The organism is Nocardia sp. IFM 10818 (assembly GCF_054655275.1).
The window spans coordinates 2,634,180-2,656,359 of the sequence record NZ_BAAHJH010000001.1; the positions used below are offsets into that span (position 1 = coordinate 2,634,180).

Annotated in this window: 20 protein-coding genes and 1 pseudogene; 9 read left to right on the forward strand and 12 right to left on the reverse strand. The window is 67.4% G+C overall.

The annotated features are described in order from the left end of the window. Nucleotides 1-4: 4 nt before the first annotated feature. Nucleotides 5-1,129 (reverse strand): phosphotransferase family protein, encoded by a 1,125-nt coding sequence (locus ACYQ5L_RS12065; RefSeq protein ID WP_459957447.1) that lies wholly within the window; start codon nt 1,127-1,129, stop codon nt 5-7. Nucleotides 1,130-1,374: 245 nt separating this feature from the next. Here ACYQ5L_RS12065 and ACYQ5L_RS12070 point away from each other — a divergent pair, with 245 nt between their 5' ends. The 3 genes from ACYQ5L_RS12070 to cobA all read left to right on the forward strand — a co-directional run bounded on the left by ACYQ5L_RS12070 (nt 1,375) and on the right by cobA (nt 4,675). Continuing rightward, nucleotides 1,375-2,730: a DoxX family protein gene (locus ACYQ5L_RS12070; RefSeq protein WP_459957448.1), complete on the forward strand. Its 1,356-nt coding sequence runs from the start codon at nt 1,375-1,377 to the stop codon at nt 2,728-2,730. A 119-nt stretch (nt 2,731-2,849) separates the two neighbouring features. Then, the gene (locus ACYQ5L_RS12075; RefSeq protein ID WP_459957449.1) at nt 2,850-3,254 is read left to right on the forward strand and encodes a PPOX class F420-dependent oxidoreductase; all 405 of its coding nucleotides are present in this window, start codon (nt 2,850-2,852) and stop codon (nt 3,252-3,254) included. Nucleotides 3,255-3,361: 107 nt separating this feature from the next. After that, a complete protein-coding gene (gene cobA / locus ACYQ5L_RS12080; RefSeq protein ID WP_459957450.1) occupies nt 3,362-4,675 on the forward strand; it encodes a uroporphyrinogen-III C-methyltransferase in 1,314 nt (437 codons plus the stop codon). 7 nt (nt 4,676-4,682) lie between these two features. Here the strand turns inward: cobA and ACYQ5L_RS12085 are convergent, their stop codons facing one another. Continuing rightward, the gene (locus ACYQ5L_RS12085; RefSeq protein WP_459957451.1) at nt 4,683-4,892 is read right to left on the reverse strand and encodes a hypothetical protein; all 210 of its coding nucleotides are present in this window, start codon (nt 4,890-4,892) and stop codon (nt 4,683-4,685) included. Between the two features lie 302 nt (nt 4,893-5,194). Here ACYQ5L_RS12085 and ACYQ5L_RS12090 point away from each other — a divergent pair, with 302 nt between their 5' ends. After that, complete coding sequence (locus ACYQ5L_RS12090) at nt 5,195-6,655, forward strand: MFS transporter (RefSeq protein WP_459963405.1); 1,461 nt, start codon at nt 5,195-5,197, stop codon at nt 6,653-6,655. A gap of 51 nt (nt 6,656-6,706) precedes the next feature. Here ACYQ5L_RS12090 and ald read toward each other — a convergent pair whose 3' ends face one another. Further along, the gene (gene ald / locus ACYQ5L_RS12095) at nt 6,707-7,819 is read right to left on the reverse strand and encodes an alanine dehydrogenase (protein ID WP_459957452.1); all 1,113 of its coding nucleotides are present in this window, start codon (nt 7,817-7,819) and stop codon (nt 6,707-6,709) included. Between the two features lie 198 nt (nt 7,820-8,017). Between ald and ACYQ5L_RS12100 the strand changes: the two genes are divergently transcribed. Both ACYQ5L_RS12100 and ACYQ5L_RS12105 read left to right on the forward strand, forming a co-directional pair. Then, nucleotides 8,018-8,503 carry an Lrp/AsnC family transcriptional regulator gene (locus tag ACYQ5L_RS12100; RefSeq protein ID WP_379203021.1) on the forward strand — a complete coding sequence of 162 codons (486 nt, stop codon included), beginning with the start codon at nt 8,018-8,020 and terminating at the stop codon, nt 8,501-8,503. A gap of 105 nt (nt 8,504-8,608) precedes the next feature. Continuing rightward, complete coding sequence (locus ACYQ5L_RS12105; protein WP_459957453.1) at nt 8,609-10,000, forward strand: aspartate aminotransferase family protein; 1,392 nt, start codon at nt 8,609-8,611, stop codon at nt 9,998-10,000. A 136-nt stretch (nt 10,001-10,136) separates the two neighbouring features. Here ACYQ5L_RS12105 and ACYQ5L_RS12110 read toward each other — a convergent pair whose 3' ends face one another. After that, nucleotides 10,137-10,763, reverse strand: a complete 627-nt coding sequence (locus tag ACYQ5L_RS12110; RefSeq protein WP_459957454.1) for an HD domain-containing protein — start codon at nt 10,761-10,763, stop codon at nt 10,137-10,139. Between the two features lie 392 nt (nt 10,764-11,155). Between ACYQ5L_RS12110 and ACYQ5L_RS12115 the strand changes: the two genes are divergently transcribed. Next, nucleotides 11,156-11,926 (forward strand): class I SAM-dependent methyltransferase, encoded by a 771-nt coding sequence (locus tag ACYQ5L_RS12115; protein WP_459963406.1) that lies wholly within the window; start codon nt 11,156-11,158, stop codon nt 11,924-11,926. Between the two features lie 186 nt (nt 11,927-12,112). On the opposite strand, the gene ACYQ5L_RS12120 is transcribed toward ACYQ5L_RS12115, so the two are convergent. After that, entirely contained in the window at nt 12,113-12,949 is an 837-nt protein-coding gene (locus ACYQ5L_RS12120; RefSeq protein WP_459963407.1) for an MmyB family transcriptional regulator, read from the reverse strand. 153 nt (nt 12,950-13,102) lie between these two features. On the opposite strand from ACYQ5L_RS12120, the gene ACYQ5L_RS12125 reads away from it, so the two are divergent. Beyond that, nucleotides 13,103-13,774, forward strand: coding sequence for a hypothetical protein (locus ACYQ5L_RS12125; protein WP_459963682.1), 672 nt, complete (start codon nt 13,103-13,105; stop codon nt 13,772-13,774). 228 nt (nt 13,775-14,002) lie between these two features. Here ACYQ5L_RS12125 and ACYQ5L_RS12130 read toward each other — a convergent pair. The 3 genes and pseudogenes from ACYQ5L_RS12130 to ACYQ5L_RS12140 form a co-directional block, all read right to left on the reverse strand. Beyond that, nucleotides 14,003-14,218, reverse strand: a pseudogene (locus ACYQ5L_RS12130) (helix-turn-helix domain-containing protein); the annotation flags it as partial. A 21-nt stretch (nt 14,219-14,239) separates the two neighbouring features. Continuing rightward, a complete protein-coding gene (locus ACYQ5L_RS12135) occupies nt 14,240-15,547 on the reverse strand; it encodes a phthiocerol/phthiodiolone dimycocerosyl transferase family protein (RefSeq protein WP_459957455.1) in 1,308 nt (435 codons plus the stop codon). Nucleotides 15,548-15,616: 69 nt separating this feature from the next. Continuing rightward, complete coding sequence (locus ACYQ5L_RS12140) at nt 15,617-16,825, reverse strand: FAD-dependent monooxygenase (protein ID WP_459957456.1); 1,209 nt, start codon at nt 16,823-16,825, stop codon at nt 15,617-15,619. Between the two features lie 90 nt (nt 16,826-16,915). On the opposite strand from ACYQ5L_RS12140, the gene ACYQ5L_RS12145 reads away from it, so the two are divergent. Further along, nucleotides 16,916-17,662, forward strand: coding sequence for a TetR family transcriptional regulator (locus ACYQ5L_RS12145; RefSeq protein ID WP_459957457.1), 747 nt, complete (start codon nt 16,916-16,918; stop codon nt 17,660-17,662). A gap of 81 nt (nt 17,663-17,743) precedes the next feature. On the opposite strand, the gene ACYQ5L_RS12150 is transcribed toward ACYQ5L_RS12145, so the two are convergent. The 4 genes from ACYQ5L_RS12150 to ACYQ5L_RS12165 form a co-directional block, all read right to left on the reverse strand. After that, on the reverse strand, nt 17,744-19,159 hold the full coding sequence (locus ACYQ5L_RS12150) for an NAD(P)/FAD-dependent oxidoreductase (RefSeq protein WP_459957458.1): 1,416 nt from the start codon (nt 19,157-19,159) through the stop codon (nt 17,744-17,746). A gap of 159 nt (nt 19,160-19,318) precedes the next feature. Beyond that, nucleotides 19,319-20,212: an ABC transporter permease gene (locus ACYQ5L_RS12155; protein ID WP_459957459.1), complete on the reverse strand. Its 894-nt coding sequence runs from the start codon at nt 20,210-20,212 to the stop codon at nt 19,319-19,321. Beyond that, on the reverse strand, nt 20,213-21,016 hold the full coding sequence (locus ACYQ5L_RS12160; protein WP_459963408.1) for an ABC transporter permease: 804 nt from the start codon (nt 21,014-21,016) through the stop codon (nt 20,213-20,215). A gap of 91 nt (nt 21,017-21,107) precedes the next feature. After that, on the reverse strand, nt 21,108-22,163 hold the full coding sequence (locus ACYQ5L_RS12165) for an ABC transporter ATP-binding protein (protein ID WP_459957460.1): 1,056 nt from the start codon (nt 22,161-22,163) through the stop codon (nt 21,108-21,110). Nucleotides 22,164-22,180: the final 17 nt, after the last annotated feature.

The following is a 22,180-nucleotide window of genomic DNA, read 5'->3' on the forward strand; positions in this document are numbered from 1 at the left end:
TCTCTCAATCCCAGGCGTAGGTGCCGTCGAGCAGGGCTTCCAGCAGTGGCCGGTGCATGACGTAGTCGTCGCGGTCGGCGGTGTCGGTGTCCTCGCCGAAATGGATCATGCGGCGCTTGATGCGGCCCATGACGATGCCGTGCCGCAGCGCCGCGTAGAGCAGATACCAATCCAGGTCGACGGGCCGGTGGCCGGTGAATTCCTCGTACATCGCCTCGACGTGACTGCGGCGCATGTAATCGGGCAGGCCCGGCTGGTCGAATCGGGTGGCGATGTCCTGGAAGAAGCGGTGGATCAGGATGGTCCAGGCGATATCGAGCTCGCGCGGCCCGAGGGCGGCCATCTCCCAGTCCAGCACGGCCACCGGGTCGTAGCCGTCGAAGATGATATTGCCGGGCCGGGCGTCACCCCAGCTCAGCACGGTCTCGGTCTCGGCGGGCCAGGTGGCTTCCAGATGATCGAAGGCGCGCTCCAGCAAGGGAATACGGAAGCCGTCGCGTGCGAGCGCCCAGTCGTACCAGGCCTTCTGGGCGTCGAAATGCCGGCGCAGCGCCGACCCCTCGCCGTCGAGCATCGGGAACTTCCCGAGCGGATTCTCGATGGCGTGGATCTTGGCGATCACCTCGACGGTATTGCGGGTCAGCCGATACCGCTCCTCGGGCGTGGAATCGAACAGCCAGCCCAGGAATACGTACGGCGGATTGTCCTCGGGCACACGGCCGTCGACCCGCCGCATGACGAAGAACGGCGACCCGAGCACCCTTTCGTCGTTCTCCAGCCAGCACAGCGGCGGCAGCGGCACATCGGTGGCCTTGGCGACGCCGTCGATGACCGCGTATTGCGTTGCCAGATCGTATTTCTCGAATACCGGGAAGGAACTGTCCTCGGGCGCCAAGCGCGCCACGAAGGAGCCGCCCGCGGGCTGTCCGTTCTCGCTCCACTCGGCCTCGAAAAGCAGCGTGGTGCTGGACATGCCGCCCGCCGTCGGACGGGTCAGCGAGGTGACCTTCGGCGGCGCATCGGCGTCGACTTTGGTGGCGAGCCATCCGGCGAGTTCCTCGGTGAGCACATCGAGGTCGCGCTCGCTGGTGGTCAGCTGCCGCCGCTGGTTGGGGTCGGCCGACGTCATTGGTCCTCCTGACACAGTGAAATTGGGTGAAATGTAACTCGTTCTAGTTGCCTTCCGGGGGGAAATCCGGCGTCGAAATCGAGCAGTACCGTTCACCGGGATTCCGCTTGTCGACCCTGATGTTGCGCGCGTAGTTCCCAGGGGCGATTAGTTCTGTAGGGGGACGCGAGATTCGCTCTGGAGTGTGATGCGGGCCGGTGTGCGCATTCCATAGCGTCGGTGCAAATGTGACGTGAGGGGCTTGGATGAGTGTGCAGACTGCGGACGCGACGATCGACCTCCAACCGGAGATTCCGGAGGAGCCCGGACGCTGGAACCCGGCTCTGCGCATCCTGTTCCGGTTCTGCTTCGTGTACTTCGGGCTGTTCCTGCTGATCTATCCGCAGCCGATCCTCGCGCTGCTCGGGCCCGCAACCGAATTCGTCCCGGACAACTGGGCACAGACCTACGCCAGCTTCCCGAGCCTGCTCGTGGAGTGGGTGGGCCGCACCGTCTTCGATGTCGAGGCCGTCCTGCACACCATGTCCGGCAGCGGTGATCAGACCTACCTGTGGGTCCTGGTGTTCTGCTTCTTCGTCACCGCCGTGGCGGCCACGATCGTGTGGAGCGCCTTGGATCGCAAACGTCCCGAATACCGGCGGCTCGCGGGCTGGTTCCTGCTGTTCGTCCGGATTCTGCTGGCCGGTCAGATGCTGCTGTACGGCTTCGCCAAGGCCATTCCGGCGCAGATGCCGGAGCCGTCGCTGGTCACCCTGCTGAGCCCGTTCGGCGAGTTCACCCCGATGGCCGTGCTGTGGACCCAGGTCGGCGCCTCGCCGGTCTACGAGAGCCTGCTCGGCATCGCCGAGATCACCGGCGGCGTGCTGCTGTTGCTGCCGCGCACCGCCCTGGCGGGCGTGCTGGTCAGCCTGATCAGCATGGCGCAGGTCTGGATCCTGAACATGACCTACGACGTGCCGGTCAAACTGCTGTCGTTCCATCTGCTGTTGCTGGGCCTGGTGCTGCTGGCTCCCGACGCGCGGCGGCTGACGGCGGTGCTGCTGGGCGGCGCGGCGGGACCCTCCACCGCGCCCGAACCGGTCGACAGCCGCCGGGGCCGCCGCATTGTCGCCGCCGTGCAGGTGGCGCTCCTGCTCTGGTTCTCGGCCGGATTCGCCATGGCGACCTGGGAAGGCTGGACCCAATGGGGCGGCGGGCGGCCGAAATCGGAGCTCTACGGCATCTGGGAGGTCACCGAGTTCACCCGCGACGGTCAGCCGGTGGCGCCCCTGCTCACCGATGAAAGCCGGTGGCGGCGAATGATCTTCGAGGATCCGGGCACGGCCGTGTACCAGCGGATGAACGACGAGATGGTCATGGTCGGCGCCGAGATCGATGCGGGCGCGCATCGCATCACCCTGAGCCCGCCCGAGGCCCCGGCGCCCTTGGCGACCTTCACCTACGACCGGCCCGCACCGGATTCCATGACGCTCACCGGTGAACTGGAAGGCCGCCCGGTGACGATCTCACTGCACGCGGTCGACCTCGACTCGATACCGGTCCGCCAGCGCGGAGTGGACTTCGTGCAGGACTACCCGCGCACCGGCGCCGGAGTGCGCTAACCGGCGGCGCTGTGCGGCATGCCGTGTCATGCCAGCAGAGCTCAGGAATCCCGCACCGATTTCCCGGGCACGACGCTCCGCCGGGAATCTCCGTGTGCACCACGGCGTTCACTCCACGCGTGACCACACTCCCGGAGGAACTCGAGAAGTACGTCGACGAATCGAAGGTCTACGCCACCGTGGCGACCATCGGCGCCGACGGCCAACCGCACCTCACCGTCGTCTGGCTGCTCCGCGATGGCCAGGACCTGATCTACTCCACCACGGTGTCGCGCCAGCAGTACAAGAACCTGGTTCGCGATCCCCGCGCCACCGTCCTGATCCTGCCGCCGGACCGCCCGTTCGTCTACGCCGAGATCCGCGGCAAGGTGACCATCGAACCCGATCCGGCCCGCGAACTGCCCGATCGCGCCAGCCTGCACTTCACCGGCAAGAAGTACGCCGAATTCAATCCCGCCTCCGTCGACGACGCCGAGCGCGTGATCGTCCGGATCACCCCCACCAAGGTCTACAGCCGCATCTGATCCCGCCGCGGCCCGGCGCCCGCGTGCCGCGCGACCGCGGCGGCGGGCTCCGGCCCGGGTCGCCCGGTGAGGTTTCTATCGGTTGCCGCACGGACGCCGGGCGGTTGATGCCCCCGCCGATCCAGCCCGTAGGCTCAATCCTTGTGCCACACACGTCAGCCGCAGCCGATGACCAGCCCGTTGGAGACCCGAACTACCTGGTCGGGCTCGATCTGAACGGCCGCCGCGTCGTGGTCGTCGGCGGCGGAACCGTCGCCCAGCGCCGCCTCGGCCTGCTCATCGCCTCCGGCGCGGACGTGCACGTCATCACCCGCGAGGCCACCCCGGCGGTCGAGGGCATGGCCACCTCCGGCCAGATCACCCTGGAGTTGCGGCCCTACGCCGACGGCGATCTGGACGGCGCCTGGTACGCCATGGCCTGCACCGACGAACCCGAGACCAATGCCGCGGTCGTCGCGGAGGCCACCCGCCGCCGCGTGTTCTGCGTGCGCGCCGACACCGCCCGGCTGGGCACGGCCGTCACCCCCGCGACCGCCCGCTACGACGGCATGACCCTCGGCGTGCTGGCCGGCGGCCAGCACCGCCGCTCGGCCGCGGTCCGCACCGCACTGCTGGAAGCGCTGCAATCCGGTGTGGTCACCGATGATTCGGCTCCCGTCACCCCCGGCGTGGTGCTCGTCGGCGGCGGTCCGGGCGATCCGGATCTCATTACCGTGCGCGGCCGCCGCCTGCTGGCGCGTGCGAATCTCGTTGTCGCCGACCGGCTCGTGCCACAGGAACTGCTGGCCGAACTCGGCCCGGACGTCGAGGTGATCGACGCCGCCAAGATCCCCTACGGCCGGGCCATGGCGCAGGAGGCCATCAATGCCGCGCTGATCGAGGGCGCGAAGGCCGGGAAGTTCGTGGTCCGCCTCAAGGGCGGCGACCCCTATGTCTTCGGCCGCGGCTACGAGGAGCTCGAGGCCTGCGTCGACGCCGGCGTTCCGGTCACCGTGGTCCCCGGCGTCACCAGCGCCATCTCGGTGCCCGCCCTGGCCGGGATCCCGGTCACCCATCGCGGCGTCACCCACGAATTCGTGGTCGTCTCCGGCCACGTCGCCCCCGACCACCCGGATTCCCTGGTCGACTGGCCGGCCCTGGCCCGCCTGCGCGGCACCCTCGTCCTGCTCATGGCGGTCGAGCGCATCGACAAGTTCGCCGCCGCCCTGCTGGACGGCGGCCGCGCCGCCGGCACCCCGGTCACCGTGATCCAGGAGGGCAGCCTGCGCACCCAGCGCATCGTGCGCGCCGACCTGTCCACCGTGGCCGAACGGGTCCGCGCCGAGGGCATTCGCCCGCCCGCCATCATCGTCATCGGCCCCACCGCCGGTTTCACCGCCGGAGCGCCGGAGGGCGAGCCCGCCGCGGCGAGCCCGCGCTGATCCGGGTTCAGCGGCGCCGCAGGGCGAGCCAGAGGGCCGTGCCCAGCAGCCCGCCCGTGCCGATGACCACCGCGACCAGCAGCACCAGCACGACCGCGAGATCCGGCGCCCCGGTCGCGACCATGATCCAGGCGATGACGAGCTCGACGACGGCGACCGCCAGCAGCCCCAGGCAGACGGGCAGGGAGATGGTGCGGCGTGGCGGTCTCTCGGACACGGCCAACTCCTTCGCAGCGCGCGGCGATACCTGCCGTGATGTAGCGATCGTAGCCGCGCGCCCAGGGCCGGGGCGCATTTCGCGATGCGGCGGGGGAGTGCCGCGCTCAATGGGCGGGCGCGATACGAGGACGGCTCCGCCGCAGCGACATCCGCTGCGGCGGCGGGAGCTGCCCGGCGGCTACCGCCGCCAATTCCGGGTGATCGCACGACGAGTGGGGGTGCGGTGTGTCGAGTGACGGCGATTCGCCGGCGGAGGGCATCCACTACAGTGGCGGGGTGCTCGAGAAACCCGCTGCGACGATGCAGTATCCGGTGACCACGCGGGCGTTCGGGCTCGCCATCCTCGTACTGAGCGGTTTGCAGCTGATGGTGGTGCTCGACGGCACCGTCATGATTCTGGCGCTGCCGCGGCTGCAGGACGAGATGGGGCTGTCCAGCGCGGGCAGCGCCTGGACCGTCACGGCGTACGGTCTGCCGTTCGCGGGGCTCATGCTCCTGGGCGGGCGGCTCGGTGACTCGTTCGGACGCCGGCGCATGCTGATTCTCGGCGTCGCGCTGTTCACGCTGGCGTCGGCGCTGTGCGGTATGGCGCAGAACGAGGCCTGGCTGATCGCGGCTCGCGCGCTGCAGGGCACGGGCGCGGCGATTGCCGCGCCGACGGCTTTCGCCTTGGTGGCGAGCACCTTCGCGCCCGGGCCGGCGCGGAATCAGGCGGTTGCCATCTTCGGGTCCATGGTGGGCATCGGATCGGTGGGCGGCCTGGTGCTCGGCGGCGCCCTGACCGAATGGGATTGGCGCTGGATCTTCTGGATCAACGTGCCGATCGGCATTCTCATCGTGATCGGCGCGATCTATCAGCTGCGCGATACCGAACACCAGCGGATCAGCCTCGATGTCCGAGGTGCGGTGCTGGGTACCGTGGCCTGTGCCGCAATCGTTTTCGGCGCGACCGAGGGGCCGTCGATGGGCTGGGACAGCCCGGTCATCCTGGGCTCGCTCATCGGCGGGCTGGCGCTGCTGATCGTCTTCGTGTTCGCCGAGCGCTCTGTCGCCAACCCGCTGCTGCCGTGGTCGCTGTTCGACAGCCGGGACCGCGTGATCTCCTTCGTCGCGATTTTCCTGGCCTCCGGCGTGCTGGGCGCGACGACCTTCTTCGTGGCGCAGTTCCTGCAGAACGTGCTCGGGTACAGCCCGCTCATGGCCGGTCTGGCCAGTATTCCGTTCACCCTCGGCGCGGGTGTGGGCACCGCCGTCGCCTCCAAAGCCGTGCAGTACGCGCAGCCGCGCTGGCTGCTGGCCGGCGCCGCGACCCTGCTGGCCTGCGGCCTGTATTTCGGTTCCACACTGGATGATTCGGCCCAGTACGTGCCGACCCTGCTGGTTCTGCTATCGGTGGTGGGTTTCTCGGTGGGCATGGCCATCGTGATTCTGCCGCTGTGCGTACTGGTCGGTGTGGACATGGCCCATATCGGCCCGCTGTCGGCGGTCGGGCAGATGTTCATGAATATGGGCACCCCGTTCGCGGTCGGCCTGCTCAGCCCGGTCGCACTGTCGCGCACCCTGTCGCTCGGCGGCACCAATGGCAAGGCCGCCGATATGACCCCGCTGCAGATCGACGCGCTCGGCAGCGGGTACACGCTGGTGCTGCTGGTCTGCGCGATCGGCACGGCGGTCATGGGCCTGCTCGCGCTCACCCTGCGCTACACCCCGGCGCAGCTGGCCCAGGCCCAGCACGCGCAGGACGAGGCGCAGAAGTCCTGAGCCGCGCATGCTTTCGGCCGTGCGCACCCGAGCCGCGGGCGGCCGGGGCGGTCAGCCCAGCGCGTCCCGCAGGGCGGTGGCAGGGAGTCCGTGTGCCTCGGCAACGGGTGAGCTGACCAGCTCTCCTTCGATTGTGGCCAGGCCCTTGGCGAGTGCCGTGTCCGCCCGCAGGGCGGTGCGAGCGCCGTTGTCCGCCAAGGCCGCCGCATACGGCAGGGTCACATTCGACAGCGCGCGGGTGGAGGTGCTCGGCACCGCGCCGGGCATATTGGCGACGCAGTAGAACAGCGAATCGTGCACGCGGTAGGTGGGTTCCGCGTGCGTGGTGGGGTGCGAGTCGGCGAAACAGCCGCCCTGGTCGATGGAGATGTCGACCAGCACCGAACCCGGCTTCATCTGGGCCACAAGGTCATTGGAGACCAGCTCGGGCGCGCGGGCGCCCGGCACCAGGACCGCGCCGATCACCAGATCCGCGGCGCGGACCTGTTCCTCGATGGCGTGCGCGGTGGAGGCGACGGTGGCCATGCGGTCGCCGTGGCGGCGGTCCAGTTCGCGCAGGCGCGGCGCGCACACCTCGAGAATCCGTACGTCCGCGCGCATTCCGGCGGCGATGACGGCCGCGTTCTCACCGGCCACGCCGCCGCCGATGACCACCACGGTGGCCGCGCCCACGCCGGGCACGCCGCCGGGGAGCACGCCGCGGCCGCCGAACGGGGTCATCAGGTGGTACGCGCCGACCTGGGCGGCCAGGCGTCCGGCGACCTCGCTCATGGGGGAGAGCAGCGGCAGCGAACCGTCGGGCAGCTGCACGGTCTCGTAGGCGATGGCGGTGACCTTGCGTTCCAGCAGGGCCTCGGTGCAGGCCCGCGACGCCGCCAGATGCAGATAGGTGAACAGGATCTGCCCCGGGCGCAGGCGTTCGTATTCGGGCTCCAGGGGCTCCTTGACCTTGAGGATCAGGTCGGCGGCCCAGACATCCGCGGGGGTGGGCAGGATGCGGGCGCCGGCGGCTTCGAATTCGGTATCCGGGATGGCGGATCCGGTTCCGGCGCCCTGCTCGATCAGGACCTGGTGGCCGCGGCGGGTCAGGTCGGCCACGCCGGAAGGGGTGATGGCGACGCGATACTCGTGGGTGGTGAGCTCGCGCGGAATGCCGACTTTCACGGTTGCTTGCCTTTCGATGACCGCGCCGGGAGACGCGGTGTTTGTGGATACCTCCGAGCCTGGGCGACCGAATCAGTGCGGTCAAGCGCGAGGCTCAACCGATTCCGTCGCGGAAAGTGTGTCGGACGACGCAAAACGATCTTGGTGACTCGCCACGCCGACGGCTCCGGTTGTTGGCCCCGGCGGGTTTGCGCAAGGATGACCAGGGTGAGCGATCTGAATTCCGGCAAGGGCGCCCCGGTGCTCGACGATATCTCCAAGCGGATCATCGCCCAGTTGCAGGAGGACGGGCGGCGCGCCTACGCGACCATCGGCAAGGCGGTCGGGCTGTCCGAGGCGGCGGTGCGGCAGCGGGTGCAGAAGCTCGCCGACGCGGGGGTCATCCAGATCGTGGCGGTCACGGATCCCTTGCAGGTGGGGTTGTTCCGGCAGGCCATGATCGCGGTGACGGTGGACGGTCAGGTGCAGCCGGTGGCCGATGCGCTGGCCGCCATCGACGAGATCAACTATGTGGTGGTGTGCGCGGGGCGCTACGACGTGCTGTGCGAGGCGGTGTGCCCGGACGACGAGGCGCTGCTGGATCTGGTGTCCACGCGCATCCGGGCGCTGGCCGGGGTGCGGCACGCGGAGATCATGGTCTACCTGAAGTTGCGCAAGCAGACCTACAAGTGGGGCACGCGCTGAACTCGCAACGAAATCCGTAGCTGACAATCTTGTAACAACGAAATCGGTTGCCGAGTGGCCGAAACTGTGGGATAACCGAAGCAAGTCCGACTTCGAGGAGTCCCCATGACCGCCACCGCCGAATCCAGACCCGTCGCCGCCGACGATGCCGCTCGCGTCCTGCGCGACCACCTGTGGATGCACTTCACCAATCACAATGGGCGCGACGAGGCCGAGGCGCCCGTCATCGTCCGCGGTGAGGGGGCCTACCTGTTCGATGCGAGCGGCAAGCGCTATCTCGACGGATTGGCGGGCCTGTTCGCCGTGCAGGTCGGGCACGGGCGTGCGGAACTGGCGCAGGCGGCCGCCGCGCAGATGATGGAGTTGTCCTACTTCCCGCTGTGGGGCTACGGGCATCCGCCGGCCATCGAGCTCGCCGATCGGCTGGCCGCGTCCGCGCCGGGCGATCTCAACCGGGTGTTCTTCACCGTCAGCGGCGGCGAATCCGTCGAGACCGCATGGAAACTCGCGCGGCAGTATTTCAAGCTGGCGGGGGAGCCGGCCAAGCACAAGGTGATCAGCCGGTCGATGGCCTATCACGGCACCTCGCTGGGCGCCTTGTCGATCACCGGAATCCCCACCGCCAAAGCGCCTTTCGAGCCGCTGGTGCCCAGCACCCAGCGGGTGCCGAACACCAACTTCTACCGGGCCACCGAGCACGCCGACGACTACGAGGCGTACGGCCTGTGGGCGGCCGACCGCATCGAGGAGGCGATTCTCTTCGAGGGTCCCGAGACCGTCGCCGCCGTCTTCCTCGAGCCGGTGCAGAACACCGGCGGCTGTTTCGTTCCGCCGCCCGGGTATTTCCAGCGGGTCCGCGAGATCTGCGATCGCCACAATGTGCTGCTGGTCTCCGATGAGGTCATCTGCGCCTTCGGCCGCCTCGGATACGCCTTCGGCGCACAGCGTTTCGGCTACCAGCCCGACATCATCACCACCGCCAAGGGTCTCACCTCCGGCTATGCCCCCCTGGGCGCGGTGCTGATCAGCGACAAGCTCATGGAACCCTTCCAGCGCCAGGATGTTCCGTTCATGCACGGCTCCACCTACGGCGGCAATCCCGTGGGCTGCGCCGTGGCGCTCGCCAACCTCGACATCATGGAGAACGAGGACCTCTACGGCCACGTGCGCGCCAACGAGGATCTCTTCCGCACCACCCTGGAGAAGCTGAGCGACCTCCCGATCGTCGGCGAAGTCCGTGGCGCGGGCTACTTCTGGGCGGTGGAACTGGTCAAGGACAAGGCCACCCGCGAACGCTTCACCGCCGAGGACTCCACCCGCGTGCTGCGCGACTACATCTCCCGGGAGCTCTTCGCCAACGGCCTGCACTGCCGCACCGACGATCGCGCCGAACCGGTCATCCAGTTCGCCCCGCCCCTGATCTGCGACCGCACCCAGTTCGAGGAGATCGAGCAGATCCTGCGCACCGTGCTCACCGGTGCGACCCGCCTCCTCTGAGCAGCTGGTTCGGACCTCCTCGCTATTTCGGCGTGTACTCGGCCGGGATCCACTGCCTCGCGGTGGATCCCGGCCACGAGCACGCCGGGATGACGGAGCCGCCGTCTCCCGCTGCCCGGTCGAGCGGGCGGTCGTGTCAGTCGGTGAGCTCCGTGATTTCGGCGGCCAGGTTGGCACGTGCGGCGGCCTCGTAGCGGGTGCGCGCTGTCGGCGTCCGGAACAGGTGCTCCTGCTGCATCAAACCCTGCAGCACCGCCGCGCGCCCCTTGCGGAACAGCTCGTCGGGAACCTGCGCATACTCCGCCCGCACCGCGGAAGTGTATGCGGCATAACCGGATTCATCGGCCGCCAGGATCGCGAGATCGGCATCGCAGAGCACCCCGCCATTGCGATCGGCAGCCTCGGGGTGATGCCCCGAGGTGAGCCGCACCAGCCGCGCCACCTCGGCCACGGTGCCGCTCGGCACCCCCAGCCCCGGCAGTACATCCTCGGCCAGCCGCGCGCTCCGCTCCTCGTTGTCCACGCGATCTACCGCATACACGGCATCGTGAAAGAACGCCGCATACCGCACCGCATCGACATCGTCGGCATCCCCGGCCAGATCGTCGATCACCGCCAGCATCGCCGCCAGATGCTCCACCGTGTGATACCGCCGATGCGGTTCGCTGTACCGCCGCACCAGATCCTCCCCGACCTCCCGCGCCATCGGCCCGGCCAACTCGGTCCACCGATCCAGCAATATCGCCTCGAGACTCGTCCCCATCCCCGCAGTGTGCCGAATTCCCGGCATCGGCAACAGTCCTCACCCCCGGTGCTTTGCACCACACCAAGGCGCCACCTCCGCCCTGGTCACCGCTATCGGTCCCGGCCAATGTGACCCGCGTGGGGCCGGAGTGTCGGGGGCCGTTGCGCCACAGTCTAAATGAAATGCCGCGGTTGTGGAATTCCTATTGTGTACACATTGTGTGGAAGTTACCCAATTTGTACAAGTGGGGATGGAAGTTACCCAAAATGTACAAGTTTGGAGATATCCGAGCAGACGCGAGAGGCTAATGTGCGCAAATTGTCGGTAATGTGGTAAATCATTGGGCATCACTTTTCGCGTATGTAGGGGAACTTGTGCTGCCAGAGGGGATTTCGTTCGATCTCGAGGTGATGCCCCGGGGCGGGCCGCACTCGAACTGGCTGGATCGGCTGTTGCAGACGGATCGATTGGAGTACACGGACCGTGCGGATGTGCCGGACTCGGTCAAGCAGAAAGTCGTTGCGGCACTGGCGTATCTCGGTGACCGCTACGGCACGCACGAAGCGAACGCCGAACTGATCGGGGGCATGGTCGAGGGGATTGCGAAGCCGCGGGTGCTGGAGCTGGGCGCGGGCCACGGGCTGCTGTCGCAGCATCTGCTCGACCTGCATCCCGGTGCGCTGGTGACCATTACGGACGTCGATCCCGTGCTGGTGGCCGATATGGCGGCTGGACCGTTGGGTGCGCATCCGCGTGCCACCGTGCGGATCATGGACGCGACCGCCATCGACGCGGCCGATGACAGTTTCGATCTGGTGCTGTTCGCCGCGGGATTCCATCATCTGCCGCCCGGACCGGCCGCGCGGGCGATCGCGGAAGGCACCAGGGTGGGCGCGAAATTCGTTGTGATCGACGGTATCCGGCCGCCGGCACTCGAGCTGGTGGTGCGTTCCGTCACGCTCCCGCCCATTGTGGCCGCGGTGATGGCATTGAGCCCGCGGCTGCCGTGGGCGGCGATCCCGCCGACCGTGCACGACTGTTTCATCACTTGCCTGCGCAACTACAGCCGGTCCGCTTTCGAAGCGCTCGCGGCGGCAGCGGATCCGGCCATCGGCGTCGAGTTCCCGGTGACCGATCGTGTCGAGAACGACGACAAGCCGGTGATCTTCACCAGACCCTGATCACGCCGACTGTGCGCCCACCCTCGCTGGGCACTGATCGGTCGCCGAGTCTCCGTGCGTCGGAGCGAGCACAGTGCGGTGTTCGCCGGAGCAGCGGCGCACGGGTCGTCGGGGTGAGCGGCGACGCCACCCCGACGGCGTTGGCCCTGCGGTGCCGCGATGGGGGCGGCACCGCAGGCCGGTGCCTTACGAGTCCACCCGCGCCCAGGTGAGCAGATCCCACATTTCGGGCTTGTTCCACTTCTGGTTCAGCACTTTGTGGATGTGCCGTCGGCGGACGTTGTCCGGGCACAGCACGGTGACCTCGGTGGGCTCGTTGAACTCCTTCTCACCCGGGACCGTCGTGAGGAACCGCTCGAAGTCGGGATTCTGCCGACAGAGCCCGAAGATGTGATCGATGTCCGCACGCGGCACGGTGCTGGCGCCGATCAGCACCAGGTACTGGACGACGTGCGCGGCCATCCTCGACCAGGATTCGCCGAAGCTCTCGCGGGCGCCCGGGTTGTTCAGGATCTCCACGATCAGGTTCACCCGATCGTCCGCGCTCGGCTCGGGAAACCACGGGAAGGTGTCCTTGAATGCCTGATTGGTGGCCATGATGTACAGCTGCGGCCCCTGGGCATACGCCGCCGGATTGCCGATCGACTCCAAGAGCTCGAGGTCTCCGCGGTCGAACACCGGCGGAAAGCCGCCGGTCTGAATCGCAATCGAGTTCGGAATCAGGCAGGAGGCGACGACGGGGCCCAGGGTGAGCGGAATCCCCAGGTTGCGGACGATCGTATCGATCATCGCGTTCGGCATCCGCCGTTCCAACCGCAGGTACTTGTTGATGCTGTTCTTGGTCTGGCCGACCCAGGAAGCCATCTCCGCCCGCGTGATTCCCAGAACCTGAGCGGTCGCATCGATAGCGTCCATCAGTTGCTGCATGTGCTGGTCGGGATCATCGATCACATCGAAGGGCGGGTACACCCGGTTCTTGCGTGAACCATGCGCTCGCGGGTCTCGGGGCTTCTCCTCGGCCATGAACCCTTCTCCGTCCCTCGCACCCGGTCCCGGCTCGCGGCGTCGGATGCTTGTAAAGCTGCCTAGCAGAGTGAGATACACGCTGTGCGGACCAGCAGTCAAACCCGTTGGTACGCAGACGCACCCGCGTCCACCGCGGTGCGGTACCGTTCGATGCCACAGATCAAGATCGGAGTTACGTTGATGGGTCCGCGAGCACAGGCCACCACCGCACGCCCGCCAGGGAAGCCGAAATGGCCGTGGATCGGCGGTGCGGCAATCGTGGTCGCCGTCATTCTCGGTGGTGCGATCCTCGTCGGTACCGGAAAGTCCTCCGACACCGCTGCTCCACTGCCGGGACCGGCCTTCAGCGCTCCGACAGACGAGTGCCAGCTGGTATCGAAGACGGTGCTGGACCGGTACGTGCCAGGGGCGGCGTGCAGGGCGAGCGCGTACCGGTCCAGCACCTTCTCTCCCAGTTGGACGGTCACCACCGGCGATGCCGAGGTTTCCAGTATCGAGGTCGCTCTCACCCTTTCCCCTGATCCGCGCGTTACCTACGCCCAGGCCAAGAAGTCGGTCGTCGATGGTTTCGTTGCGCTGCAGCGGAGTCCGGCCGAGGCGGACCTCCCGGCGGCCGACCTCGATCCGAACGCGCGAGTGCACGAAGCGCACATGATCAGCGGTCAAAACAAGCTCAACCCCGCCCTCGTCGACGCTCGCCTGTTCGTGCTGGTCGGCGGCAACGGGGTCCTTGTTGTGCGCGGCGACGGTTGGAAGGACGCCGAGTCCGCGCGCACGGGCATGACGGCCATCGCGACAGACATCATCGCCAACCTGCGATAGCAATCCTCGGGACGCTAGGGTTCGACCCGCACGAAACTGGTCTTCTTCCAACTCTGTGTCGGAAAGTCCTGCCCGCTTTCGATGATCTCGTGCAGCTTGTACTCCCCGGATTCCGGGATGCGCAGAACCACGCTGCTCGCTGTGAAGGATTCGTCGGTAAGCTCCTCGATCGCGAGCAGCCTCCAGCCGCAGCCAGGGAATCCTAGGGATGAGGATCCTCGGAACCTTCAGGTACAGAAGAATCTTCACGAGCATGGAGTTCGGGATTCCGAGCTGCCCGTTCTCGTACTTTCTGAGCGTGCTGACGGAGATGTGCACCGCGTCAGCGAGTTCCTGCTGTGTCACTTTGCGTGCCACACGAAACGCGTACAGACCTAGTCGCAGGCTCTCGTTCATCTCGACCGGATCCAGGCCCATGTACAGGTCCCGTCTTCTCCCAGCCATCGCATTCCTTCATTCACGCCGTCAACGCGGCAGTCTCGTCCTGCCGGCCACCTGTTCGCGCATCGCCTCGGTCACCTGCATCATCTGCGCGTCGCTGTTTGTGGCGGTGTCGTATTCGACCTGGATGGTGAGACGGTCATCGATGGTGAAGATGGTCATCTTCGGCGCCATGCCTTTGGCCATGGCGAACATGTCGTCGCGGACGAATTCGAGGCCTTCCGGTAGCGAATGTGCGTGCAGCCGACCGACATTGGACATACCAAGTGTCGGGGGTGAGGCGAACAGGGCGGCGGTGACCGCGTCCAGGTCGCGCTGGGTGGCGGCCATGTAGAGGGCCGGGAACTTCAGCTCGAGTGCGGCCCGCATACCGGCGTCCACCATTTTCGCCAGCTCGATCGGGTCCGAATCCGCGCTCGCGACGACCGGGGTGGCGACACCGGCCACGCAACACAGCACCGTGGTGGTGGGGACCGGCGGAACCAGATAGGAGCGCACGTCCACTGCGTGCCCGGCCAGCATCGGCACCGGACCGGCGCCGGCGTCGAGGTGCGGGCGCACCGCCATCAGTGCCGCGCCGGTGATCAGGCTGCTCACCGAGAAGCCTTGTGCGCGTGCGAGGGTGACGAGATCCGCAGTCTCCGCCGCGGTCAGTTCGATGCGGCGTACCGCAAATCGCCCCAGCGGATCACCGTTGCCCTCGCCGTCGCGCACCACCTGGCGAGGGGCGGCGGCCGCACTCTCCGGAGCGAGCGCGATGGCGTTGAGCTGGGCGATGAACGCGTCCACCTCGGCGTCGGTGACGGTGCGCATCAATTGCGCGTCCGCGCCGTCGATCAGGGCGCGGTCGCCGTCGAACAGCGGCAGGGGCGAACCCGCCAGATGTGCGCTGTAGCGCTGCCACATTTCATCGACGAGCGCGAACATCGAGCGCCCGTCGGACATGCCGTGGTGCACGATCAGCACGATCTGGGTGCGGTCTCCGTCGCGCAGCACCCGCGCCGCGAAAAACCCGGCGCTCCAATCCGGTTCGCTGTTGATCAACCTCCGGTAGGCGTCGTCGCCGCCTTCGGTCACCTCGAGCGTGGGCCGATGGTCCGCGCGCAGTTCGAATCGTGGCGCACCGCCGGGGTCGTCGACGAGTACCGCGCGCAGCAATGCATGCCCGGCGGCGAGCTCGTCCAGCACGAGCCGCAGGATGTCGATATCGACTTCGCCGCGCACCGTGGTGCCGATGAACAGCGGCACTTCGCTTTTCGGCACGCCGGTGAGCCTTGCCGCACCGCCGAAGTACGCAATCTCGAAGGGGGAGAGCAGGCGATGTGTATCCATAGGGTGACCCGTGCTTCTGTACAGGGGGCTAACGCTCCGACCCTACACAGAGGTGACCGGCGGTCGCGGTCAGCAGCGGGTGTGGTTGGGGTGTTCGTAGTTGTGGAGGGGGGCGGTGGTTTTGGGGGACATGATGCGGCCCAGGCCGGTGATGGATTCCAGGAGGGGGATGCGGGCGAGGGTGTTGCGGAGGGTTATGCCGAGGGAGGATTCGGGCATCATGAGGCGGACGTTGGGGCCGATTCTCTGTTTGGTGTCGACCAGGGGGCGGAGGGCTTGTTCGTAGTGGGAGAAGGCGGTGCGGTGATTGCCGGCGGCGGTGGCCAGGGCGCCGGAGAGGTGGTAGGCGCCCAGGAAGGAGAGTTCGGCGCCGGCGCCGGAGGCGGGGGAGGCGCAGTAGGCGGCGTCGCCTACGAGGGCGATGCGGCCGGTGGACCAGGTGGGCATGTGGACCTGGGCGAGGGCGTCGAAATAGAGGTCGGGGTCGGCGAGGGCGGTGGTGAGGAGTTGGGGTACGTGCCAGGCGGTTTCGGTGGCGAAGCGGTCGGTCAGGACGTGGCGCACGGAGTCGGGGTTGCGGTGGTCGATGTTCAGCTCGGGGCTGCGGAACATCAGGTAGGCCTTGGCTTCGGGGGAGGTTCCTGAGCTGTAGATTCCGGCCAGCCGGCTCGGGGTGTTGAACATGGTCATCCAGCCGGCGGGGCCCAGGGACGGGTCGGCGTCGGCGAAGGCGAAGTAGTGGCCCATGTGGCGCACGAAATCGGATTCGGGGCCGAAGGCGAGGCGGCGGACGATGGAGTGCAGGCCGTCCGCGCCGATCACCAGGTCGAAGCGGCGGGCGGGGGTGTGGTCGAAGTCGACGGTGACGCCGCCGGGATCCTGGTGCAGGGCGGTGATGGTATCGCCGAACAGGTATTCGGCCTCGCCGGAGGTGACATCGTGCAGGATGCGCACCAGGTCGCCGCGCAGGATCTCGACATCGGCGCTGTTGAACTTCTGCTGGATGCGGCGCATGTCGACGCGGGCCACCTCGCGGCCCGCGGCGTTCACGTAGCGCAGGCCGGCGGTATCGGTCGCGGCGGCGCGGGCCCGGGACAGGATGCCCATGCGTTCGGCCACCTCGACGGCTTGGTCCCGGATATCGACGCCCTGGCCGCCGCGGGGGAGGTGCGGCGCCCGTTCCACAACGGTGGGCCGGAAGCCGTGGCGGGCAAGCCAATACGCCAGCGTCTGGCCTGCGATGCCCGCCCCGGAAATCAGAATTCGCGCGTTCTGCATGATGACATCCCGTCTCAAAAATGCTGACCACTGGTCAGTCGCGACGGTACGGTACTGACCGGTGGTCAGTCAACGGTTAGGATTCGTCTCGTGACCGATGATCCGCGCAGTCGAATACTGCGGACCGCGCTCGAGCTGTTCGCCGAGCGCGGGTACTACCCGGTGTCCGTGCGCGAGATCGCCGAAGGGGTGGGGCTGACGAAAACGGCCGTGCTCTATCACTTCCCGAGCAAGGCCGATATCGCGGCCGCGCTGGTCGAGCCGCTGCTGGTGGAGTCGAAGGCGGCGGTGGAAGCCGCGCGCCTGGTCGCGGATCCGCGGGCGCGGTGCTGGGCGGCCATCGAGGGGCTGGTCGACGCCTGGCTCGCGCACCGGCAGCTGATGCGCATGCAGATGCGCGACCAGGCCTTGTCCGCCAACTCGGCGACCTTCGCGCGGATGCGCGAGATCGCGCTGAGCGCACAGGAATTGATTGCCGGGCCGGATCCGGACTTCGCCGCGCAGGTGCGGGCCGCGCAGGTCTTCGCGGCGCTGGGCGATCCGGTCATGATCTACGCCGACCGGCCCTTGGCCGAGCTGCGTCCGGCGATTCTCGAGGGGGTCGCCCGCCTGCTGGGAACCGTTCCCCCGGAAGATGAATCGCGCATCAGGGTGGAGCCGCGCGAGGCTCCCGCCAGGCCGTCCGGTCGCGGCCGCCCGGGCGCCATGTCCGCGGCCATGGTCGCCTCGGCGCGCCGCATGCGGGATTCCGGCGACTACTCCATGGATCGAATCGCCGCCGAACTGGGCGTATCCCGCGCCACCGTGTACCGGCACCTCGCCGCACCGGCCGAATAGAACTATTTTTGAGACAATTGCGAGACGGTCTCGCCGATGAGCCGGACGGCCCGGCTCCGCACGGGAGCCGGGCCGTCGCACTCAGCTGTCGAACCCCAATCCGGTGGCGTCCATGGCCTTCAGCCACAGATTGCGACGCCCCTGATGCGCATCGGCCCGCGCCAGTGACCAGCGGGTGAGATTGATGCCGACCGAACGGAACGGCTCCGGCGGCATGGGCAGCGGCCGGGAGCGCACCATGCGCAGCCGGGTGCGCTCGGTATCGAGCCCGTACAACTTGTCGAGCATGACCTCCGCGCCGAAGCGGGTCGCGCCCACACCGAGCCCGGTGTAGCCCGCGGCGTAGACCAGCCGGCCCTTGTAGGCGGAGCCGAAGAAGGCGCAGAACCGCCCGCAGGTGTCGATGATGCCGCCCCAGCGGTGGGTGAAGCGCAGACCGTCCAATTGCGGGAAGGTCTGGAAGAAGTGTTCGGAGAGTCTTTCGAAGGTTTCCTCGTTGTACTCCAGGTCGGGGGCGATTTTGCCGCCGAAGTGGTAGATCGCGTCATAGCCGCCGAACAGAATGCGGTTGTCGCTGGTCAGCCGGTAGTAGTGGAACTGGTAGGAGGCGTCGCCCAACCCCATGCGGTGGCGGCCCCAGCCGATCGATTCCAGCTGCTCCTCGGTCAGCGGCTCGGTCATGAGCGCATAGTCGTAGACCGGCACCACGTGTCGCGACACCTTGGCCAGCGGCCCCTGGAAGGCGCTGGTGCACAGGGCGACTCGCGGCGCCCGCACTTCGCCGTGCGGCGTGTGCATGGTCAGCTTGCCGTTCGACTTCGAAATGCGCTGCACGGGCGTGCCTTCGTAGATGCGCACGCCCAGTTCCAGGCAGGCGCGGCGCAATCCCCAGGCCAGCCGGGCCGGGTCGAGCATGGCGACGCCGTCGCGATCCCACCACCCGCCCAGATAGGTGGGGGAGTGCACCAGGTTCTGCACCTCTGCGGCGCTGAGCAATTCACTGCGATAGCCGAGCGCGACCGCCGCGTCATGGCTCTCCCGCAGCCATTCGAGCTGATGCGGTTCGGTGGCGACCTCCAGTTCCCCGGTGCGCTCGAAGTCGCAGTCGATGCCGTAGCGGCGAATGGCGGCCTCGATGGCGTCGAGGTTCTCCCGCCCCATGCGTTCGAGATCGTCGATCTCGTCGGGGAAGCGGTCCATGCCATTGGCGAGCCCGTGGGTGAGGCTGGCGGCGCAGAAGCCGCCATTGCGGCCGGAGGCCGCGTGCCCGCACATGGCGGATTCGACGAGCACCACATCGGTGCCCGGATTTCTTTCCTTGGCGATCAATGCCGTCCAGAGCCCGCTGTAGCCGCCGCCGATGACGGCCAGATCGGCGTCGGTGGCGGTGGTCAGCGGCTCCGTGGGCGCAGGCCGGTCCGGCCGGTCGGTCCAGTACGGCGTCGGCGCTGCTTCAGACAGTGCCGACGCCCACAGTTTGCTCGCTTTGGCCTGCATGGCCGATCAACTCCTTCTCTCTTGCCCGGCGGTCCGGCCGCCGAGCCCAACAACGGTGTGCGTTGGCTCCATGGGGGGTGTTTTCATCTCCCGGGTGCGCGAAAGCCGCCGGTGATCACTCCCGGAACAGGGAGGATCGACCGGCGGCTCGCGGAAGGGTCAGCTGGTGGCGGCGCGATCGTCGGAGCGGCGGCGCATGCGCAGCTGCCCGGCGATGACGAAGACCAGCGAAATCAGGAAGGTGGCACTGGCGACCGCATTGACCTGCGGCGGAATGCCACGCAGGTTGATACCCCAGACATACATGGGGAAGGTCTGTTCGGTGCCGGCGGTGAAGTTTGTGACCACGAAGTCGTCGAAGGACAGCGAGAACGCCAGGAGGGCGCCTGCCAGGATGCCCGGCCAGACCAGGGGCAGCACCACGGATCGGAACGCCTGGAACGGCGTCGCGTAGAGATCCATGGCCGCCTCCTGCAGCCTCGGGTCGAGCCCGGCCAATCGCGCCTTCACGGTGACTACGACGAACGATAAGCAGAACATGACGTGTGCGATGAGAATAGCCCAAAACCCGAGCGGAATGCCCAATCCGATGAAGAGTGTCAGCAGCGATGAGCCCATGACGATCTCGGGAGTGGCCATCGGCAGGAAGATGAGCGCCTGCACCGTGGAGCGCGCGCGGAAGCGATAACGCGCCAGCGCGAACGCGATTCCGGTGCCCAGCGCGGTGGCGACCAGCGCCGCGAGCGTGGCGATGAGCAGGCTCATGAGCAGCGCGTCACGCAATCCGGCGGGGCCGAACATATCGGTCCAGTTGTGCAGCGTGAAGTGGAAGTCGTCGAAGTCGAGAACATAGGTGGTATTGCGGCTGCCGGGCTGATTGAACGACAGCAGCAGCACGACCGCGATCGGCGCGAGCAGGTATCCGAGGATCAGAAAGCCGAGCAGCAGCACCCAATTCGCGCGCAGCCACTGCGCGATTCGCCGGGGCCGGGGCCGGGTCCGGGTCCGGGGTTTCCGGGGCGAAGCCTCGGAGAGTCCCGAGAGTTGGGACATCTACACCACCTCATCGGTATCGGTCTTGCGCAGATAGAGCACCACCAGCACGAGAATCGAGAGCATCAGCATGACCGACAGCGCGGAGCCGACAGGAATGTCCTTCACCACCAGCAGACGCGACTGAATGACATTGCCGATCATGGTGGTATTCGTGTTGCCCAGCAGTTGCGCATTGACGTAATCGCCCATGGCGGGCACGAAGGTCAGCAGTGTTCCGGCGACCACGCCGGGCATGGACAGCGGCAGGGTCACCCGCCAGAACGTCCGCACCGGCCCGTGCGCCAGATCGGCGGAGGCCTCCAGCAGCCGCGGGTCCAGCTTCTCCAGGCTGGCGTAGAGCGGCAGCACCATGAACGGCAGGAAGTTGTAGACCAGTCCAGCGATCACCGCGATGGGCGTGGCCAGCAGCCGCCCGTCCGCGTCGAGCAGGTGAATGGCCTTGAGGAACCCCACCACTTCACCGGTATCGGCGAGGATCGCCTTCCACGCGAAGGTCCGCACCAGGAAGCTGGTGAAGAACGGCGCGATGACGGCCAGCAGCATGAGGTTCTTCCACCGCCCGCCCTTCAAGGCGATGGCGTAGGCGAGCGGATATCCGAGCAGCAGACACAGCACGGTGCAGATCAGCGAATATCCCAGCGACCGCAGGATCTGCGGGTGGTACAGCTCCCACGCGAAGGAGAAGTTGTCGATCGAGAACGTCTGCGCGTAACCGGATTCGATGGATCCGGTCCGGTCGTACATGCTGGCCGCCAGCAGCTGCACCGTCGGCACCGCGAAGAACACCAGCAGGAACAGCATGCCGGGCGCGAGCAGCAGATACGGTGTGCGCCCGCGTTTCACGCGCGGTGCGGCGACCTCGGTGGCCGCGGTGGGTAACAGGGCAGGCATATCACGACCGTCCCAGCAGGAAGGCGTGATCGGGATGCCAGTGCACCGCCACCGGCGAATTCGGCCGGATGGTGGCCGCGGGACCGGCATTGGGCACCAGCGCGGTCAGCTCCTGACCCCACTCCGCCTTGACCAGATACTGCGTCGACACACCCAGGAAGATGGCATCGGTGACGGTGCCGGCAATGCTGGTGTGCGCCGCGGGCACCTTCTCGGGATCGGCTGCGATGTACAGCTTTTCGGGCCGGATGCCGACCAGCGCCGCGCCCGAGGTGACCCGGCTGCGCTCGACCGGCACGGCCAGCCGCTGCCCGTGCGCGTCCACGGTCACGCAGTCGCCGCTGCCGGTGACCGTGGCTTCGATGAGATTGGTCTGCCCCAGGAAGTTGGCCACGAAAGCGGTCGCCGGATAGTCGTAGATCTCCTGCGGCGCACCGGATTGCTCCAGGCACCCGCCGTTCATCACCGCGACGGTATCGGCCATGCTCATGGCCTCTTCCTGATCATGGGTGATGTGCACGAAGGTGGTGCCGACCTCGGTCTGCAATCGCTTGAGCTCGAGCTGCATCTGCCGCCGCAGCTTGAGATCGAGTGCGCCCAGCGGTTCGTCGAGCAGCAGCACCTCGGGATGGTTGACCAGCGCGCGGGCCAGCGCCACCCGCTGCTGCTGCCCGCCGGACAGCTGCGCGGGCTTGCGCGACCCGAAACCCTCCAGCTGCACCAGCTTCAGCATCTGCGCGGCCTGGGTGCGCGCCTGTGCCTTGCCGACGCCCTTGCGCCGCAGCCCGTAACCGACATTGTCCTCGACGGTCATGTGCGGAAACAGCGCATAGCTCTGGAACACGGTATTGATCGGCCGCCGATACGGCCGCAGCGGTGTGATATCGGTGTCGCCCAGCTTGATTCGCCCTGTGGTCGGCTCCTCCAGCCCGGCGATCATGCGCAGCGTCGTGGTCTTTCCGCAGCCGGAGGCCCCGATGATCGCGAAGAACGACCCGTCGGGAATGGTGAGATCCAGCTCGCACACGGCGGTGAAATCGCCGAAACTCTTTGTCACGCCCTCGATATGGAGGT

What these genes read in the sequence shown, in the direction of transcription:
- ACYQ5L_RS12115 (WP_459963406.1), top strand. Translation starts at nt 11,156, where the DNA reads ATGCCCCGGGGCGGGCCGCACTCGAACTGGCTGGATCGGCTGTTGCAG.
- ACYQ5L_RS12070 (WP_459957448.1), top strand. Translation starts at nt 1,375, where the DNA reads ATGAGTGTGCAGACTGCGGACGCGACGATCGACCTCCAACCGGAGATT.
- ACYQ5L_RS12120 (WP_459963407.1), bottom strand. Translation starts at nt 12,949, where the DNA reads ATGGCCGAGGAGAAGCCCCGAGACCCGCGAGCGCATGGTTCACGCAAG.
- ACYQ5L_RS12105 (WP_459957453.1), top strand. Translation starts at nt 8,609, where the DNA reads ATGACCGCCACCGCCGAATCCAGACCCGTCGCCGCCGACGATGCCGCT.
- ACYQ5L_RS12065 (WP_459957447.1), bottom strand. Translation starts at nt 1,129, where the DNA reads ATGACGTCGGCCGACCCCAACCAGCGGCGGCAGCTGACCACCAGCGAG.
- ACYQ5L_RS12140 (WP_459957456.1), bottom strand. Translation starts at nt 16,825, where the DNA reads ATGCAGAACGCGCGAATTCTGATTTCCGGGGCGGGCATCGCAGGCCAG.
- ACYQ5L_RS12135 (WP_459957455.1), bottom strand. Translation starts at nt 15,547, where the DNA reads ATGGATACACATCGCCTGCTCTCCCCCTTCGAGATTGCGTACTTCGGC.
- ACYQ5L_RS12125 (WP_459963682.1), top strand. Translation starts at nt 13,103, where the DNA reads ATGCCACAGATCAAGATCGGAGTTACGTTGATGGGTCCGCGAGCACAG.
- ACYQ5L_RS12160 (WP_459963408.1), bottom strand. Translation starts at nt 21,016, where the DNA reads ATGCTGTTCCTGCTGGTGTTCTTCGCGGTGCCGACGGTGCAGCTGCTG.
- ACYQ5L_RS12155 (WP_459957459.1), bottom strand. Translation starts at nt 20,212, where the DNA reads ATGTCCCAACTCTCGGGACTCTCCGAGGCTTCGCCCCGGAAACCCCGG.
- ACYQ5L_RS12110 (WP_459957454.1), bottom strand. Translation starts at nt 10,763, where the DNA reads ATGGGGACGAGTCTCGAGGCGATATTGCTGGATCGGTGGACCGAGTTG.
- ACYQ5L_RS12100 (WP_379203021.1), top strand. Translation starts at nt 8,018, where the DNA reads ATGACCAGGGTGAGCGATCTGAATTCCGGCAAGGGCGCCCCGGTGCTC.
- cobA (WP_459957450.1), top strand. Translation starts at nt 3,362, where the DNA reads ATGCCCCCGCCGATCCAGCCCGTAGGCTCAATCCTTGTGCCACACACG.
- ACYQ5L_RS12150 (WP_459957458.1), bottom strand. Translation starts at nt 19,159, where the DNA reads ATGCAGGCCAAAGCGAGCAAACTGTGGGCGTCGGCACTGTCTGAAGCA.
- ACYQ5L_RS12090 (WP_459963405.1), top strand. Translation starts at nt 5,195, where the DNA reads ATGCAGTATCCGGTGACCACGCGGGCGTTCGGGCTCGCCATCCTCGTA.